We start from the raw sequence: 13,368 nt of genomic DNA on the forward strand, positions 1-13,368 counted from the left end.
ACTTCTCGGGCGACTGTTAACGGCCGTAGCCTTTCAGATTCGCCTTCTTCAATGCAGACTCGTACTGACTTGACATCATCAGAGTTTGCACTTGAGCCATAAAGTCCATAATCACGACAACAACGATAAGCAGTGAGGTCCCACCGAAGTAGAACGGTACTTTCATTGCATCACGCATGAACTCCGGGATCAGGCAGATAAAGGTAATGTAGAGCGCACCAACCAAAGTCAGGCGGGTCATTACTTTATCGATATACTTCGCCGTTTGCTCTCCCGGACGAATTCCTGGTACAAATGCACCGGACTTCTTCAGGTTATCTGCTGTTTCACGCGGGTTGAAAACCAACGCCGTGTAGAAGAAACAGAAGAATATGATTGCAGACGCATAGAGTAACACATAAAGCGGTTGCCCAGGCTGCAAATACAGCGAAATTGTTGTCAGCCAGTTCCAACCAGTCCCGCCCCCGAACCATGACGCGATGGTCGCCGGGAACAGAATAATACTGGAAGCGAAGATTGCCGGGATTACCCCCGCCATATTCACTTTCAGCGGTAAATGTGTGCTCTGTGCAGCATAGACACGACGACCTTGCTGACGTTTCGCGTAGTTTACCACAATACGGCGTTGACCACGCTCAACAAATACAACAAAGAACGTCACTGCGAATACTAATACTGCAACCAACAGCAACACGAGGAAGTGCAGGTCGCCTTGACGCGCTTGCTCGATAGTATGGGCAATGGCTGGCGGGAGTCCCGCGACAATACCGGCGAAGATAATGATTGAGATACCGTTGCCGATACCACGTTCAGTAATCTGTTCGCCCAACCACATCAGGAACATCGTCCCTGTAACCAGACTTACAACAGCGGTGAAATAGAATGCAAAGCCTGGGTTCATCACCAGGCCCTGCATACCAGGCATATTCGGCAGACCGGTAGCAATACCGATCGACTGGAATATTGCCAGCACCAGAGTACCGTAGCGGGTGTACTGGCTGATCTTACGACGACCAGACTCCCCTTCTTTCTTAATTTCTGCCAGCGTTGGATGAACCACCGTCAGCAGCTGGATAATGATCGACGCCGAAATATACGGCATGATCCCCAGAGCAAAGATAGAAGCACGGCTGAGAGCACCACCAGAGAACATGTTAAACATTTCAATGATGGTGCCTCGCTGTTGCTCAAGCAGTTTGGCAAGTACAGCGGCATCAATACCAGGGATCGGAATGAAAGAGCCAATACGGAACACAATCAGCGCGCCGATTACAAACAGCAGTCTGCGTTTCAGCTCGCCTAAGCCACCTTTGGCACTTTGAAAATCTAATCCCGGTTGTTTAGCCATCTGCTACTTATTCCTCGATTTTACCGCCAGCAGCTTCGATAGCAGCACGAGCGCCTTTAGTAACACGCAGGCCACGAACAGTTACCGGAGTAGTGACTTCACCAGCCAGGATCACTTTCGCGAACTCGATCTGGATACCGATAATGTTAGCTGCTTTCAGCGTGTTCAGGTCTACAACACCGCCTTCAACTTTAGCCAGGTCAGACAGACGAACTTCGGCTGTAATCGCTGCTTTACGTGAAGTGAAGCCGAATTTCGGCAGACGACGGTACAGAGGCATCTGACCACCCTCGAAACCGCGACGTACGCCACCGCCAGAACGAGACTTCTGACCTTTGTGACCACGACCACCGGTTTTACCGAGGCCAGAACCGATACCACGACCCAGGCGGCGAGCCGCTTTTTTAGAGCCTTCGGCCGGAGACAGAGTATTTAAACGCATCTCTTACTCCTCAACTTTAACCATGAAGGAAACCGCGTTGACCATACCACGAACAGCAGGAGTATCCTCGCGTTCTACGGTGTGACCAATACGACGCAGACCCAGGCCAAGCAGCGTTGCCTTGTGTTTCGGCAGACGACCGATTGCACTGCGGGTTTGAGTAATTTTAATAGTCTTTGCCATGGTTTATTTCCCCAGAATTTCTTCAACGGATTTACCACGCTTGGCAGCGACCATTTCCGGAGATTTCATATTTTCCAGGCCATCGATAGTTGCACGAACCACGTTAATCGGGTTAGTGGAACCATACGCTTTAGCCAGAACGTTACGAACTCCAGCGACTTCCAGAACGGCGCGCATTGCACCACCGGCGATGATACCGGTACCTTCGGAAGCCGGCTGCATGAATACACGAGAACCCGTGTGAGTACCCTTAACCGGGTGCTGCAGGGTGCCGTGGTTCAGCGCGACGTTAATCATATTGCGACGGGCTTTTTCCATCGCTTTCTGGATCGCTGCTGGAACTTCACGCGCTTTACCGTAACCAAAACCAACGCGACCGTTACCATCACCAACTACAGTCAGAGCTGTGAAGGAGAAAATACGACCACCTTTAACGGTTTTAGATACGCGGTTAACCGCGATCAGCTTTTCCTGCAGTTCGCCAGCTTGTTTTTCGATGTGAGCCATCTTACACCTCTACCTTAGAACTGAAGGCCAGCTTCACGGGCAGCATCTGCCAGTGCCTGGACACGACCATGATATTGGAACCCGGAACGGTCAAAAGAAACATCTTTGATGCCTTTTTCCAGAGCGCGTTCAGCAACAGCTTTACCTACAGCTGCAGCAGCGTCTTTGTTACCGGTGTACTTCAATTGTTCAGCGATAGCTTTTTCTACAGTAGAAGCAGCTACCAGAACTTCAGAACCGTTCGGTGCAATTACCTGTGCGTAAATATGACGCGGGGTACGATGTACCACCAGGCGAGTTGCACCCAGCTCCTGGAGCTTGCGGCGTGCGCGGGTCGCACGACGGATACGAGCAGATTTCTTATCCATAGTGTTACCTTACTTCTTCTTAGCCTCTTTGGTACGCACGACTTCGTCGGCGTAACGAACACCCTTGCCTTTATAAGGCTCAGGACGACGGTAGGCGCGCAGATCTGCTGCAACCTGACCGATCAGCTGTTTATCAGCGCCTTTCAGCACGATTTCAGTCTGAGACGGACATTCTGCAGTGATTCCCGCAGGCAGCTGATGGTCAACTGGGTGAGAGAAACCTAAAGCCAGGTTTACTACATTCCCTTTAACCGCTGCACGATAACCTACACCAACCAGCTGAAGCTTCTTAGTGAAGCCTTCGGTAACACCGACAACCATTGCATTCAGCAGGGCACGCGCGGTACCAGCCTGAGCCCATCCATCTGCGTAACCATCACGCGGACCGAAGGTCAGTGCATTATCTGCATGATTTACTGCAACAGCATCGTTGAGAGTACGAGTCAGCTCGCCGTTTTTACCTTTGATCGTAATAACCTGACCGTTGATTTTTACATCAACGCCGGCAGGAATAACGACCGGTGCTTTAGCAACACGAGACATTTTTTCCTCCGATTAGGCTACGTAGCAGATAATTTCGCCACCAAGACCAGCCTGGCGCGCTGCACGATCAGTCATAACACCTTTAGAGGTAGAAACAACTGCGATACCCATGCCAGCCATAACTTTCGGCAGCTCGTCTTTACGCTTATAAATGCGCAGACCTGGGCGACTGACACGCTGAATGCTTTCTACAACAGCTTTACCCTGGAAATACTTGAGAGTAAGTTCCAGTTCCGGCTTGGTGTCGCCTTCAACTTTAAAATCTTCAATAAAACCTTCTTCCTTCAGCACGTTGGCAATTGCCACTTTCAGCTTGGAGGAAGGCATGGTGACCGCAGCTTTATTCGCGGCCTGACCGTTACGGATACGGGTCAGCATATCCGCGATCGGATCTTGCATGCTCATCTGTCTTTACTCCCGTGATTCAATTGGTAATTACCAGCTAGCCTTTTTCAAGCCTGGTACTTCACCGCGCATGGCGGCTTCACGCAGTTTGATACGGCTCAACCCGAACTTGCCCACATAGCCATGCGGACGACCTGTTTGACGGCAGCGGTTACGCTGACGGGACGGGCTGGAATCACGCGGCAGAGACTGCAGCTTGAGAACTGCGTTCCAACGATCTTCGTCGGTCGCGTTCACATCAGAGATAATAGCTTTCAGTTCAGCGCGTTTTGCGAAGTACTTATCAGCTAAAGCTACGCGCTTTACTTCGCGTGCTTTCATTGATTGCTTAGCCATTCAGTAACCCTACCTTACTTGCGGAACGGGAAGTCAAAGGCAGCCAGCAGAGCACGGCCTTCTTCATCAGATTTCGCAGTAGTGGTAATGGTAATATCCAAACCACGCACGCGGTCGACTTTATCGTAGTCGATTTCTGGGAAGATGATCTGCTCACGGACACCCATGCTGTAGTTACCACGACCGTCGAAAGACTTAGCGGACAAGCCACGGAAGTCACGGATACGTGGAACAGCAATAGTGATCAGGCGCTCAAAGAACTCCCACATGCGTTCGCCACGCAGAGTTACTTTACAGCCGATCGGATAGCCCTGACGGATTTTGAAGCCTGCAACTGATTTGCGTGCTTTGGTGATCAGCGGTTTTTGACCGGAGATTGCTGTCAGGTCAGCTGCTGCGTTATCCAGCAGTTTCTTGTCAGCGATCGCTTCACCAACACCCATGTTCAGGGTGATCTTCTCGACCCGAGGGACTTGCATGACAGAATTGTAGTTAAACTCAGTCATGAGTTTAGCGACTACTTCGTCTTTGTAGTAATCATGCAGTTTCGCCATCGTACTACTCCAAATTACTTGATAGTTTCGCTGTTAGATTTGAAGAAACGGACTTTTTTGCCGTCTTCGAATCTAAAGCCTACACGGTCAGCCTTGCCGGTTGCCGCGTTGAAGATAGCAAGGTTAGAGATCTGAATAGCTGCTTCTTTCTCTACGATGCCGCCTGGTTGGTTCAGGGCCGGAACCGGCTTCTGATGTTTCTTAACCAGGTTGATACCTTCAACAATGACCTTGCCGGAAGACAGGACATTCTTAACTTTACCGCGTTTACCTTTATCTTTACCGGTTAACACGATAACTTCGTCATCACGACGGATCTTCGCTGCCATGATTCGCTCCTTAGAGTACTTCTGGTGCCAGAGAGATAATTTTCATGAACTTCTCGTTACGAAGTTCACGAGTTACCGGCCCAAAAATACGCGTACCGATAGGTTGCTCGCTGTTATTGTTTAAAATAACGCATGCATTACCATCGAAGCGAATGACAGAACCGTCCGGGCGACGAACACCCTTCTTGGTGCGCACCACTACCGCCTTCAGCACATCACCTTTTTTGACCTTACCACGCGGAATTGCTTCCTTGATGGTGATCTTGATGATATCGCCGACGCCTGCGTAGCGACGGTGCGAGCCACCCAGAACCTTGATACACATTACGCGACGTGCACCGGAGTTGTCGGCGACGTTCAGCATAGTCTGTTCTTGGATCATTTTAGTGCTCCGCTAATGTCAACTACTACTGAGACCCGAAAATCAGGTCGTTAAAAAAGCCCCATATCGGGGGCGCGGCATTATAACACCGCTTCAACGATATGGGTAGAAAAAATAAACGGCTCATCGCTGAGCCGTTTATTCGTTGAGAATGCCTACTGTATTACAGAACGGCTTTCTCTACAACGCGAACCAGCGTCCAGGACTTAGTCTTGGACAGCGGACGGCATTCGCGGATTTCAACCACGTCACCAGTACCGCATTCGTTGTTCTCGTCATGTACGTGCAGTTTGGTCGTACGCTTAATGAATTTACCGTAGATCGGGTGTTTCACAAAACGTTCGATAGCAACAACGATGGATTTCTCCATTTTATCGCTAACAACGCGACCTTGCAGAGTACGGATTTTATCGGTCATTACGCACCCGCCTTCTCAGTCAGTAAAGTCTTAACGCGTGCGACGTCACGACGCACTTGCTTCAACAGGTGAGACTGTTGCAGCTGGCCACTTGCAGCCTGCATACGCAGGTTGAACTGCTCACGCAGCAGATTCAGCAGCTCGGTGTTCAGCTCTTCAACACTCTTCTCACGCAGCTCTTTTGCTTTCATTACATCACCGTCTTAGTTACAAAGGTGGTTTTAATCGGCAGTTTCGCTGCTGCCAGCTTGAATGCTTCACGGGCCAGCTCTTCCGGTACGCCGTCCATTTCATACAGGACTTTACCCGGCTGAATCAAGGCAACCCAATACTCCACGTTACCTTTACCTTTACCCATACGCACTGCCAGCGGCTTTTCAGTGATCGGTTTGTCCGGGAATACACGGATCCAGATCTTACCTTGACGCTTAACTGCACGGGTCATAGCACGACGTGCTGCTTCGATCTGACGGGCAGTCAGACGACCACGGCCAACAGCTTTCAGACCGAAGCTGCCGAAGCTAACATCCGCGCCAGCAGCCAGACCGCGGTTACGGCCTTTGTGCATTTTACGGAATTTTGTACGCTTTGGTTGTAACATCAGCGACGCTCCTTATTTACGGCCTTTACGCTGCTGCTTTTTAGGTTGCGCAGCCGGTTTTTCCGGTTGTTCAACAGCAGCCATACCACCCAGGATCTCGCCTTTGAAGATCCACACTTTAACGCCGATTACACCGTAAGTGGTGTGCGCTTCAGAGGTGTTGTAGTCGATGTCAGCACGCAGAGTGTGCAGAGGTACGCGACCTTCGCGGTACCATTCAGTACGTGCGATTTCCGCGCCGCCCAGACGGCCGCTAACTTCAACTTTGATACCTTTAGCGCCCAGACGCATTGCGTTCTGTACAGCACGCTTCATAGCACGACGGAACATAACACGACGTTCCAGCTGAGAAGTGATGCTGTCAGCAACCAATTTTGCGTCCAGTTCAGGCTTACGCACTTCGGCGATATTGATCTGAGCAGGAACGCCAGCAATATCGGCTACGACTTTGCGCAGTTTTTCTACGTCTTCGCCTTTCTTACCGATAACGATACCCGGGCGAGCGGTGTGAATGGTCACACGGATGCTCTTAGCCGGACGCTCGATAACGATACGAGATACAGACGCTTTAGCCAGTTCCTTAGTCAGGTACTGACGTACTTTAAAATCGCTGTCCAGGTTGTCAGCGAATTCTTTGGTGTTCGCAAACCAGGTTGAGTTCCATGGTTTTACAATACCCAGGCGAATACCATTAGGATGTACTTTCTGACCCATTGCTAGTCTCCAGAGTCTCAGCGATCGGACACAACCACAGTAATGTGGCTGGTGCGCTTCAGGATGCGATCTGCACGACCTTTTGCACGCGGCATAATGCGCTTCATGCTCGGGCCTTCGTCTACGAAAATTTTCGTAACTTTCAGATCGTCAATGTCAGCGCCATCGTTGTGTTCAGCGTTAGCAATGGCAGATTCCAGGACTTTCTTAACCAGTACAGCCGCTTTCTTATTGGTGTAGGTCAGAATATCCAGAGCCTGCGACACTTTCTTACCGCGAATCAGGTCTGCAACAAGGCGAACCTTCTGAGCAGAAGAACGAGCATGGCGATGTTGAGCTAAAGTTTCCATCTCTTCCTCCTACCTTATTTCTTCTTCGCTTTTTTATCAGCAGCGTGGCCGCGATAAGTACGAGTCGGTGCGAATTCACCCAGTTTGTGACCGACCATTTCGTCGGAAACAAATACCGGAACGTGCTGACGACCATTATGGACAGCGATGGTCAAACCGATCATGTTAGGAAAGATCGTTGAACGACGGGACCAAGTGCGCAGGGGCTTCTTGTCTCCGCTTTCCACCGCTTTCTCTACCTTCTTCAGCAAGTGCAGGTCAATAAAAGGACCTTTCTTGAGAGAACGTGGCATGGCTTATCCTCTAAAATTATTTGCTACGGCGACGTACGATGAATTTATCAGTACGCTTGTTGCTGCGGGTCTTCTTACCTTTGGTCTGAACGCCCCACGGAGTTACCGGGTGCTTACCAAAGTTACGACCTTCACCACCACCATGTGGGTGGTCGACTGGGTTCATCGCAGTACCGCGAACGGTAGGACGAACACCACGCCAGCGTGCAGCACCTGCTTTACCCAGAACGCGCAGCATATGCTCAGCATTGCCAACTTCGCCCAGAGTTGCACGGCAGTCTGCTTCGACTTTACGCATTTCACCAGAACGCAGACGCAGGGTGACATAAGCACCATCACGAGCAACGATCTGAACGTAAGTACCAGCGGAACGTGCCAGCTGACCGCCTTTACCTGGTTTCATTTCTACGTTATGAACGGTAGAACCAACCGGGATATTGCGCATCGGCAGGGTGTTACCTGCTTTGATTGCAGCATCAACGCCAGACTGAATCTGGTCGCCAGCTTTCAGGCCTTTAGGGGCCAGGATGTAACGGCGTTCACCGTCTTTGTACAGAACCAGCGCGATGTTCGCGGAGCGGTTCGGATCGTACTCAAGACGTTCAACAACTGCCGGGATACCGTCTTTGTTGCGTTTGAAGTCAACAATACGATAAGCCTGCTTGTGACCACCACCGATGTGACGAGTGGTGATGCGGCCATTGTTGTTACGACCACCGGATTTGCTGTTTTTTTCAACCAGCGGAGCAAAAGGTTTGCCCTTGTGCAGCTCTGGGTTGACCACTTTAACAACGTGGCGACGACCCGGAGATGTCGGTTTACATTTAACAACTGCCATTGTATTACTCCTCCGACTTACTCAGCGCCGCCGACGAAGTCCAGATTCTGGCCTTCCTTCAGGGTGACGTAAGCTTTTTTCCAGTCGCTACGACGACCGATACGCTGTCCGTGACGTTTAACTTTCCCTTTAACTACCAGGGTGTTAACGACTTCGACTTCGACTTCAAACAGTTTCTGCACAGCAGCTTTGATTTCTGCTTTGGTCGCGTCTTTAGCAACTTTGAGAACGATGGTGTTAGTTTTTTCCATCGCAGTAGACGCTTTTTCAGAAACGTGCGGTGCGCGCAGCACTTTCAGCAGACGTTCTTCACGAATCATGCCAGCATCTCCTCAACTTGCTTAACAGCATCAGCAGTCATTACGACTTTGTCGAAGGCGATCAGGCTAACCGGGTCGATACCAGTTGCATCGCGTACGTCAACCTTGTGCAGGTTGCGCGCAGCCAGGAACAGGTTTTCGTCCAGCTCACCGGTGATGATCAGCACATCTTCCAGAGCCATGTCTTTCAGTTTCTGTGCCAGCAGCTTAGTTTTAGGCGCTTCTACAGAGAATGATTCGACAACGATCAGACGATCCTGACGTACCAGTTCGGACAGAATGCTTTTCAGCGCGCCGCGGTACATCTTTTTGTTAACTTTTTGACTGTGGTCCTGTGGACGAGCAGCGAAGGTCACGCCACCTGAACGCCAGATCGGGCTCTTGATAGAACCTGAACGCGCACGGCCGGTACCTTTCTGGCGCCACGGCTTTTTGCCTGAACCAGTTACTTCAGCACGAGTCTTCTGAGCACGAGTACCCTGACGAGCACCAGCTGCATAAGCAACAACAACCTGGTGAACCAGCGCTTCGTTGAAATCACGACCGAAGGTAGTTTCGGAAACAGTCAGCGCGCTCTGCGCGTCTTTCAATACTAATTCCATTGCTATCCCCTTACGCCTTCACAGCTGGTTTAACGATCAGGTCGCAACCGGTCGCACCCGGAACACCACCTTTAACCAGCAGCAGGTTGCGCTCAGCGTCAACACGTACTACGTCCAGGCTCTGAACGGTTACACGTTCGTTGCCCAGCTGACCTGCCATTTTCTTGCCTTTGAACACTTTGCCCGGAGTCTGGTTCTGACCGATAGAACCCGGAACGCGGTGAGACAAGGAGTTACCGTGAGTAGCGTCCTGGGTACGGAAGTTCCAGCGCTTAACGGTACCAGCGAAACCTTTACCTTTAGAGGTACCGGTTACGTCAACTTTTTTAACGTCAGCAAACAGTTCAACGCTAATGTTCTGACCAACGGTGTATTCTTCACCATCTGCCAGACGGAACTCCCACAGGCCGCGGCCAGCTTCTACGCCAGCTTTAGCAAAGTGGCCAGCTTCCGGCTTAGTTACGCGGTTAGCTTTTTTAGCACCGGTGGTAACCTGAACAGCGCGATAGCCATCGTTAGCCAGATCTTTAACCTGAGTAACGCGGTTTGCTTCAACTTCGATAACGGTTACTGGGATAGATACGCCATCTTCAGTGAAGATGCGGGTCATACCCACTTTTTTACCGACTAAACCAATCATTGTATCAACCTCTCAATCGCTCGATGACCTGATTAACCCAGGCTGATCTGCACGTCTACACCGGCAGCCAGGTCCAGACGCATCAGAGCATCAACGGTTTTTTCAGTTGGCTCAACGATGTCAACCAGACGCTTGTGAGTACGGATCTCGTACTGATCACGCGCGTCTTTGTTGACGTGCGGGGAGATCAGAACGGTGAAACGCTCTTTGCGGGTCGGCAGCGGGATCGGACCACGAACCTGCGCACCAGTGCGCTTAGCAGTCTCGACGATTTCCGCGGTTGATTGATCGATCAGACGATGATCAAACGCTTTCAAACGGATACGGATTCTTTGGTTCTGCATGAGACCAGAGCTCCAATTATTTTATAGACGAAATAGTTACTCCTCAAACCCATTACGATTGATGGGAGAGTGTAACCGTTCTTACAGAGTTCCCCGATTGGGAACATTGTCTGGTATTGCTTTCGCAGTACCGGTGGCTCATATCGAACCGCTGTCAATATTAGACAAGCCCGCGCATTATACGTAAATCTCAGTCTTAAGCAAGTGCCGCGTAGAAATTAATCACTCGTTCACAAATGCGGCGCTCCTTCCACTCTGATTGTATGCCCTGCGGTGCAACGCGTTTTCCGTGGAAGAGAGCATCCATAACCCAGATCCCGGGCTTGTAGGGCCGCCGGGTTTACCTGAAGGTAAACGCTTTACCAGATAAGGCTTGCCCATGTACATCGACCTCCCCTTTCTGTTGATTTATGTTTCGCTATCAGGACTGCTCTTAGTCCACGACCTACGTACCGGGTTGCTGCCCGACAAATTTACCTGCCCTCTTTTGTGGGGCGGTCTTATTTATCATCAATGCTGCAGACCTGCACAGTTATCCGACGCGCTTTGGGGTGCTGTAGCGGGTTATGGGGTATTTGCTTTGTTCTACTGGGGATATCGTTTGATATGCCGACAGGAAGGGTTAGGCTTTGGCGATGTCAAATTTCTTGCCGCACTAGGCGCATGGCATCGCTGGGAATCATTACCACTTTTGGTTTTACTTGCCGCGGGTATGGCATGTTGCCTCACCGGGATTTCCTGCGTCCGTTACGGGAAACAGGTACTAAAAAACCCGCTGCCATTTGGGCCATATCTGGCGGCTGCGGGTTTTGTTATTGGCCTGGTAAGTATGATACTGGGTGGTTAGTCACTGACTTTAATTTGCGATTGCAGATAATTTTGTAAGCCAAGTTTTGCAATCAGGTCCAGCTCGGTTTCGAGCCAGTCAATATGCCCTTCTTCTTCAGTCAGGATCTCAATCATCATATCCCGGCTGACATAATCATGAACGCTATCGGCATAGGCAATGGCTTCACGCAAGTCTTTAGCACCATCGAGTTCGAGTCGAAGATCGGATTGCAGCATCTCTTCAACGTCTTCGCCAATACCCAACTTGCCAAGATCCTGCAAGTTCGGGATCCCTTCTAAGAATAAAATACGCTCGATATATTTATCAGCGTGTTTCATCTCATCGATAGATTCATGGTACTCAACATCATTGAGGCGAGTCAGTCCCCAGTTTTTAAACATACGAGCATGGAGAAAATACTGGTTGATCGCGACAAGCTCATTTCCCAATAGTTTATTGAGATAATTTATGATTTTAACATCACCTTTCATTTTATAGTCCCTCCGCTTCCACTCTTAGAGCGTAGATGGGGCTACAGGGATGTCAAAAAAAAGAGTGTGACTTAGGCGATCTCTTTAAATTCTGGCATTTGTGTTAATTCATCCTGCATGACCTCGCGGGCAGCACGAATGCATTTACCACATTGATTTCCAACAGGAATAAATTTACGTAATTGCTGAAAGGACTGAGGATGAAACTGGCGAACAGCCTGACGTATTTTTTTATCACTTATCGCATTACACAAACAAACGTACATGATCGCTCCCGTTCAATTTCTGCGCAAAGTGTAAATGAGAATAGTTATGATTACAATAGCACAACGCGATTTACGCGGCGGGAGAATGAATAAAAAATGCGAATAAATATGACAACGACTAAATTGCAGGTAGCAAAAAGGGCGCCGAAGCGCCCTTTTTAAGCTCAAAGCTAATTAATCAATAATTAGCTCATTACTTTAGCAACAACGCCCGCACCAACAGTACGGCCGCCTTCACGGATTGCGAAACGCAGACCGTCGTCCATCGCGATCGGGTGGATCAGGGTAACAACCATTTTGATGTTGTCGCCCGGCATTACCATCTCTACGCCTTCCGGCAGTTCGATGGTACCAGTCACGTCAGTAGTACGGAAGTAGAACTGCGGACGGTAGCCTTTGAAGAACGGAGTATGACGGCCGCCTTCGTCTTTGGACAGAATGTACACTTCAGATTCGAACTTGGTGTGCGGCTTGATAGAGCCCGGCTTAGCCAGTACCTGACCACGTTCGATTTCTTCACGTTTGATACCACGCAGCAGAACACCAACGTTCTCACCAGCACGGCCTTCGTCCAGCAGTTTGCGGAACATTTCAACGCCAGTACAGGTAGACTTAGCAGTCTCTTTGATACCAACGATTTCAACTTCTTCACCAACTTTGATGATACCGCGCTCTACACGACCGGTAACAACGGTACCACGACCGGAGATGGAGAATACGTCTTCGATAGGCAGCAGGAACGGCTTGTCAATCGCACGCTCTGGTTCTGGGATGTAAGAATCCAGGAAGCCAGCCAGTTCGATGATTTTCGCTTCCCACTCTGCTTCGCCTTCCAGCGCTTTCAGAGCAGAACCACGAACGATCGGAGTGTCGTCGCCTGGGAAATCGTACTGAGACAGAAGTTCACGAACTTCCATTTCTACCAGTTCCAGCAGCTCTTCGTCATCAACCATGTCGCATTTGTTCAGGAACACGATGATGTACGGAACGCCTACCTGACGACCCAGCAGGATGTGCTCACGAGTCTGCGGCATCGGGCCGTCAGTCGCAGCAACAACCAGGATCGCGCCGTCCATCTGCGCAGCACCGGTGATCATGTTTTTAACATAGTCGGCGTGGCCCGGGCAGTCTACGTGTGCGTAGTGGCGAGTCGGGGTGTCATATTCAACGTGAGAAGTGTTGATGGTGATACCACGAGCTTTTTCTTCCGGCGCGTTATCGATCTGGTCGAATGCACGAGCAGCACCGCCGTAGGTTTTAGCCAG

The 13,368-nt window shown here is 50.2% G+C and carries 26 protein-coding genes; 1 reads left to right on the forward strand and 25 read right to left on the reverse strand.

Annotated features, from left to right (window positions below; translation table 11 throughout):
• Window positions 1-16: 16 nt before the first annotated feature.
• The 22 genes from secY to rpsJ all read right to left on the reverse strand — a co-directional run bounded on the left by secY (window position 17) and on the right by rpsJ (window position 10,517).
• A complete protein-coding gene (gene secY / locus OGX94_RS17485) occupies window positions 17-1,348 on the reverse strand; it encodes a preprotein translocase subunit SecY (RefSeq protein ID WP_001118864.1) in 1,332 nt (443 codons plus the stop codon).
• Window positions 1,349-1,355: 7 nt separating this feature from the next.
• Window positions 1,356-1,790 carry a 50S ribosomal protein L15 gene (gene rplO, locus OGX94_RS17490; RefSeq protein WP_003031132.1) on the reverse strand — a complete coding sequence of 145 codons (435 nt, stop codon included), beginning with the start codon at window positions 1,788-1,790 and terminating at the stop codon, window positions 1,356-1,358.
• Between the two features lie 3 nt (window positions 1,791-1,793).
• Entirely contained in the window at window positions 1,794-1,973 is a 180-nt protein-coding gene (gene rpmD, locus OGX94_RS17495; RefSeq protein WP_001140434.1) for a 50S ribosomal protein L30, read from the reverse strand.
• 3 nt (window positions 1,974-1,976) lie between these two features.
• The gene (rpsE, locus tag OGX94_RS17500) at window positions 1,977-2,480 is read right to left on the reverse strand and encodes a 30S ribosomal protein S5 (RefSeq protein ID WP_003031131.1); all 504 of its coding nucleotides are present in this window, start codon (window positions 2,478-2,480) and stop codon (window positions 1,977-1,979) included.
• A gap of 14 nt (window positions 2,481-2,494) precedes the next feature.
• Entirely contained in the window at window positions 2,495-2,848 is a 354-nt protein-coding gene (gene rplR, locus OGX94_RS17505) for a 50S ribosomal protein L18 (protein ID WP_000358960.1), read from the reverse strand.
• Window positions 2,849-2,857: 9 nt separating this feature from the next.
• On the reverse strand, window positions 2,858-3,391 hold the full coding sequence (gene rplF, locus OGX94_RS17510) for a 50S ribosomal protein L6 (RefSeq protein WP_003031129.1): 534 nt from the start codon (window positions 3,389-3,391) through the stop codon (window positions 2,858-2,860).
• A gap of 12 nt (window positions 3,392-3,403) precedes the next feature.
• A complete protein-coding gene (rpsH, locus tag OGX94_RS17515; protein ID WP_003031127.1) occupies window positions 3,404-3,796 on the reverse strand; it encodes a 30S ribosomal protein S8 in 393 nt (130 codons plus the stop codon).
• Between the two features lie 30 nt (window positions 3,797-3,826).
• Complete coding sequence (gene rpsN / locus OGX94_RS17520; protein WP_003031125.1) at window positions 3,827-4,132, reverse strand: 30S ribosomal protein S14; 306 nt, start codon at window positions 4,130-4,132, stop codon at window positions 3,827-3,829.
• A 14-nt stretch (window positions 4,133-4,146) separates the two neighbouring features.
• The gene (gene rplE / locus OGX94_RS17525; RefSeq protein WP_003031123.1) at window positions 4,147-4,686 is read right to left on the reverse strand and encodes a 50S ribosomal protein L5; all 540 of its coding nucleotides are present in this window, start codon (window positions 4,684-4,686) and stop codon (window positions 4,147-4,149) included.
• A 14-nt stretch (window positions 4,687-4,700) separates the two neighbouring features.
• Entirely contained in the window at window positions 4,701-5,015 is a 315-nt protein-coding gene (gene rplX / locus OGX94_RS17530) for a 50S ribosomal protein L24 (RefSeq protein WP_003031122.1), read from the reverse strand.
• A 10-nt stretch (window positions 5,016-5,025) separates the two neighbouring features.
• A complete protein-coding gene (gene rplN, locus OGX94_RS17535; protein ID WP_000613954.1) occupies window positions 5,026-5,397 on the reverse strand; it encodes a 50S ribosomal protein L14 in 372 nt (123 codons plus the stop codon).
• Between the two features lie 163 nt (window positions 5,398-5,560).
• A complete protein-coding gene (rpsQ, locus tag OGX94_RS17540) occupies window positions 5,561-5,815 on the reverse strand; it encodes a 30S ribosomal protein S17 (RefSeq protein ID WP_003031120.1) in 255 nt (84 codons plus the stop codon).
• Window positions 5,815-6,006, reverse strand: a complete 192-nt coding sequence (gene rpmC, locus OGX94_RS17545) for a 50S ribosomal protein L29 (RefSeq protein WP_000644742.1) — start codon at window positions 6,004-6,006, stop codon at window positions 5,815-5,817. The genes rpsQ and rpmC overlap by 1 nt, the downstream gene beginning before the upstream one ends.
• Complete coding sequence (rplP, locus tag OGX94_RS17550; RefSeq protein ID WP_000941208.1) at window positions 6,006-6,416, reverse strand: 50S ribosomal protein L16; 411 nt, start codon at window positions 6,414-6,416, stop codon at window positions 6,006-6,008. The genes rpmC and rplP overlap by 1 nt, the downstream gene beginning before the upstream one ends.
• 12 nt (window positions 6,417-6,428) lie before the next feature.
• Window positions 6,429-7,130, reverse strand: coding sequence for a 30S ribosomal protein S3 (gene rpsC, locus OGX94_RS17555; RefSeq protein WP_000529945.1), 702 nt, complete (start codon window positions 7,128-7,130; stop codon window positions 6,429-6,431).
• A gap of 17 nt (window positions 7,131-7,147) precedes the next feature.
• Entirely contained in the window at window positions 7,148-7,480 is a 333-nt protein-coding gene (gene rplV, locus OGX94_RS17560; RefSeq protein ID WP_000448832.1) for a 50S ribosomal protein L22, read from the reverse strand.
• 14 nt (window positions 7,481-7,494) lie between these two features.
• Window positions 7,495-7,773 carry a 30S ribosomal protein S19 gene (rpsS, locus tag OGX94_RS17565; RefSeq protein ID WP_001138115.1) on the reverse strand — a complete coding sequence of 93 codons (279 nt, stop codon included), beginning with the start codon at window positions 7,771-7,773 and terminating at the stop codon, window positions 7,495-7,497.
• A gap of 16 nt (window positions 7,774-7,789) precedes the next feature.
• A complete protein-coding gene (gene rplB / locus OGX94_RS17570) occupies window positions 7,790-8,611 on the reverse strand; it encodes a 50S ribosomal protein L2 (RefSeq protein ID WP_000301869.1) in 822 nt (273 codons plus the stop codon).
• Window positions 8,612-8,628: 17 nt separating this feature from the next.
• The gene (rplW, locus tag OGX94_RS17575; protein WP_000617546.1) at window positions 8,629-8,931 is read right to left on the reverse strand and encodes a 50S ribosomal protein L23; all 303 of its coding nucleotides are present in this window, start codon (window positions 8,929-8,931) and stop codon (window positions 8,629-8,631) included.
• Window positions 8,928-9,533 carry a 50S ribosomal protein L4 gene (gene rplD / locus OGX94_RS17580; RefSeq protein ID WP_003031119.1) on the reverse strand — a complete coding sequence of 202 codons (606 nt, stop codon included), beginning with the start codon at window positions 9,531-9,533 and terminating at the stop codon, window positions 8,928-8,930. Before rplD ends, rplW begins: the two co-directional genes overlap by 4 nt.
• Window positions 9,534-9,543: 10 nt before the next feature.
• Window positions 9,544-10,173: a 50S ribosomal protein L3 gene (rplC, locus tag OGX94_RS17585; protein ID WP_003031117.1), complete on the reverse strand. Its 630-nt coding sequence runs from the start codon at window positions 10,171-10,173 to the stop codon at window positions 9,544-9,546.
• 32 nt (window positions 10,174-10,205) lie between these two features.
• Window positions 10,206-10,517 (reverse strand): 30S ribosomal protein S10, encoded by a 312-nt coding sequence (gene rpsJ, locus OGX94_RS17590; protein ID WP_001181005.1) that lies wholly within the window; start codon window positions 10,515-10,517, stop codon window positions 10,206-10,208.
• Between the two features lie 379 nt (window positions 10,518-10,896).
• Between rpsJ and OGX94_RS17595 the strand changes: the two genes are divergently transcribed.
• Window positions 10,897-11,364: a prepilin peptidase gene (locus tag OGX94_RS17595; RefSeq protein ID WP_003827774.1), complete on the forward strand. Its 468-nt coding sequence runs from the start codon at window positions 10,897-10,899 to the stop codon at window positions 11,362-11,364.
• Here the strand turns inward: OGX94_RS17595 and bfr are convergent.
• The 3 genes from bfr to tuf form a co-directional block, all read right to left on the reverse strand.
• Complete coding sequence (bfr, locus tag OGX94_RS17600; RefSeq protein WP_003827773.1) at window positions 11,361-11,837, reverse strand: bacterioferritin; 477 nt, start codon at window positions 11,835-11,837, stop codon at window positions 11,361-11,363. The two genes, OGX94_RS17595 and bfr, sit on opposite strands and share 4 nt — an antisense overlap.
• Window positions 11,838-11,908: 71 nt before the next feature.
• Window positions 11,909-12,103, reverse strand: a complete 195-nt coding sequence (bfd, locus tag OGX94_RS17605) for a bacterioferritin-associated ferredoxin (protein ID WP_003031111.1) — start codon at window positions 12,101-12,103, stop codon at window positions 11,909-11,911.
• A 185-nt stretch (window positions 12,104-12,288) separates the two neighbouring features.
• On the reverse strand, window positions 12,289-13,368 hold a 1,080-nt coding region (gene tuf / locus OGX94_RS17610; protein ID WP_108361594.1), incomplete at its 5' end, for an elongation factor Tu.

This window comes from Citrobacter sp. Cpo037 (assembly GCF_030332945.1).
In the GTDB taxonomy this organism is placed as follows: domain Bacteria; phylum Pseudomonadota; class Gammaproteobacteria; order Enterobacterales; family Enterobacteriaceae; genus Citrobacter; species Citrobacter portucalensis.

Excerpts from the sequence above, each read along its gene's own strand:
- rpsC (WP_000529945.1), bottom strand. The coding sequence starts at position 7,130 with ATGGGTCAGAAAGTACATCCTAATGGTATTCGCCTGGGTATTGTAAAA.
- secY (WP_001118864.1), bottom strand. The coding sequence starts at position 1,348 with ATGGCTAAACAACCGGGATTAGATTTTCAAAGTGCCAAAGGTGGCTTA.
- rplD (WP_003031119.1), bottom strand. The coding sequence starts at position 9,533 with ATGGAATTAGTATTGAAAGACGCGCAGAGCGCGCTGACTGTTTCCGAA.
- rplE (WP_003031123.1), bottom strand. The coding sequence starts at position 4,686 with ATGGCGAAACTGCATGATTACTACAAAGACGAAGTAGTCGCTAAACTC.
- rpsS (WP_001138115.1), bottom strand. The coding sequence starts at position 7,773 with ATGCCACGTTCTCTCAAGAAAGGTCCTTTTATTGACCTGCACTTGCTG.
- rplC (WP_003031117.1), bottom strand. The coding sequence starts at position 10,173 with ATGATTGGTTTAGTCGGTAAAAAAGTGGGTATGACCCGCATCTTCACT.
- rplN (WP_000613954.1), bottom strand. The coding sequence starts at position 5,397 with ATGATCCAAGAACAGACTATGCTGAACGTCGCCGACAACTCCGGTGCA.
- rpsQ (WP_003031120.1), bottom strand. The coding sequence starts at position 5,815 with ATGACCGATAAAATCCGTACTCTGCAAGGTCGCGTTGTTAGCGATAAA.
- rpsE (WP_003031131.1), bottom strand. The coding sequence starts at position 2,480 with ATGGCTCACATCGAAAAACAAGCTGGCGAACTGCAGGAAAAGCTGATC.
- bfr (WP_003827773.1), bottom strand. The coding sequence starts at position 11,837 with ATGAAAGGTGATGTTAAAATCATAAATTATCTCAATAAACTATTGGGA.
- rplV (WP_000448832.1), bottom strand. The coding sequence starts at position 7,480 with ATGGAAACTTTAGCTCAACATCGCCATGCTCGTTCTTCTGCTCAGAAG.
- rplR (WP_000358960.1), bottom strand. The coding sequence starts at position 2,848 with ATGGATAAGAAATCTGCTCGTATCCGTCGTGCGACCCGCGCACGCCGC.
- rplX (WP_003031122.1), bottom strand. The coding sequence starts at position 5,015 with ATGGCAGCGAAGATCCGTCGTGATGACGAAGTTATCGTGTTAACCGGT.
- rpsH (WP_003031127.1), bottom strand. The coding sequence starts at position 3,796 with ATGAGCATGCAAGATCCGATCGCGGATATGCTGACCCGTATCCGTAAC.
- rpmD (WP_001140434.1), bottom strand. The coding sequence starts at position 1,973 with ATGGCAAAGACTATTAAAATTACTCAAACCCGCAGTGCAATCGGTCGT.
- rplB (WP_000301869.1), bottom strand. The coding sequence starts at position 8,611 with ATGGCAGTTGTTAAATGTAAACCGACATCTCCGGGTCGTCGCCACGTT.
- rplF (WP_003031129.1), bottom strand. The coding sequence starts at position 3,391 with ATGTCTCGTGTTGCTAAAGCACCGGTCGTTATTCCTGCCGGCGTTGAT.
- rpsJ (WP_001181005.1), bottom strand. The coding sequence starts at position 10,517 with ATGCAGAACCAAAGAATCCGTATCCGTTTGAAAGCGTTTGATCATCGT.
- rpmC (WP_000644742.1), bottom strand. The coding sequence starts at position 6,006 with ATGAAAGCAAAAGAGCTGCGTGAGAAGAGTGTTGAAGAGCTGAACACC.
- bfd (WP_003031111.1), bottom strand. The coding sequence starts at position 12,103 with ATGTACGTTTGTTTGTGTAATGCGATAAGTGATAAAAAAATACGTCAG.
- rplP (WP_000941208.1), bottom strand. The coding sequence starts at position 6,416 with ATGTTACAACCAAAGCGTACAAAATTCCGTAAAATGCACAAAGGCCGT.
- rpsN (WP_003031125.1), bottom strand. The coding sequence starts at position 4,132 with ATGGCTAAGCAATCAATGAAAGCACGCGAAGTAAAGCGCGTAGCTTTA.
- rplO (WP_003031132.1), bottom strand. The coding sequence starts at position 1,790 with ATGCGTTTAAATACTCTGTCTCCGGCCGAAGGCTCTAAAAAAGCGGCT.
- rplW (WP_000617546.1), bottom strand. The coding sequence starts at position 8,931 with ATGATTCGTGAAGAACGTCTGCTGAAAGTGCTGCGCGCACCGCACGTT.
- OGX94_RS17595 (WP_003827774.1), top strand. The coding sequence starts at position 10,897 with ATGTACATCGACCTCCCCTTTCTGTTGATTTATGTTTCGCTATCAGGA.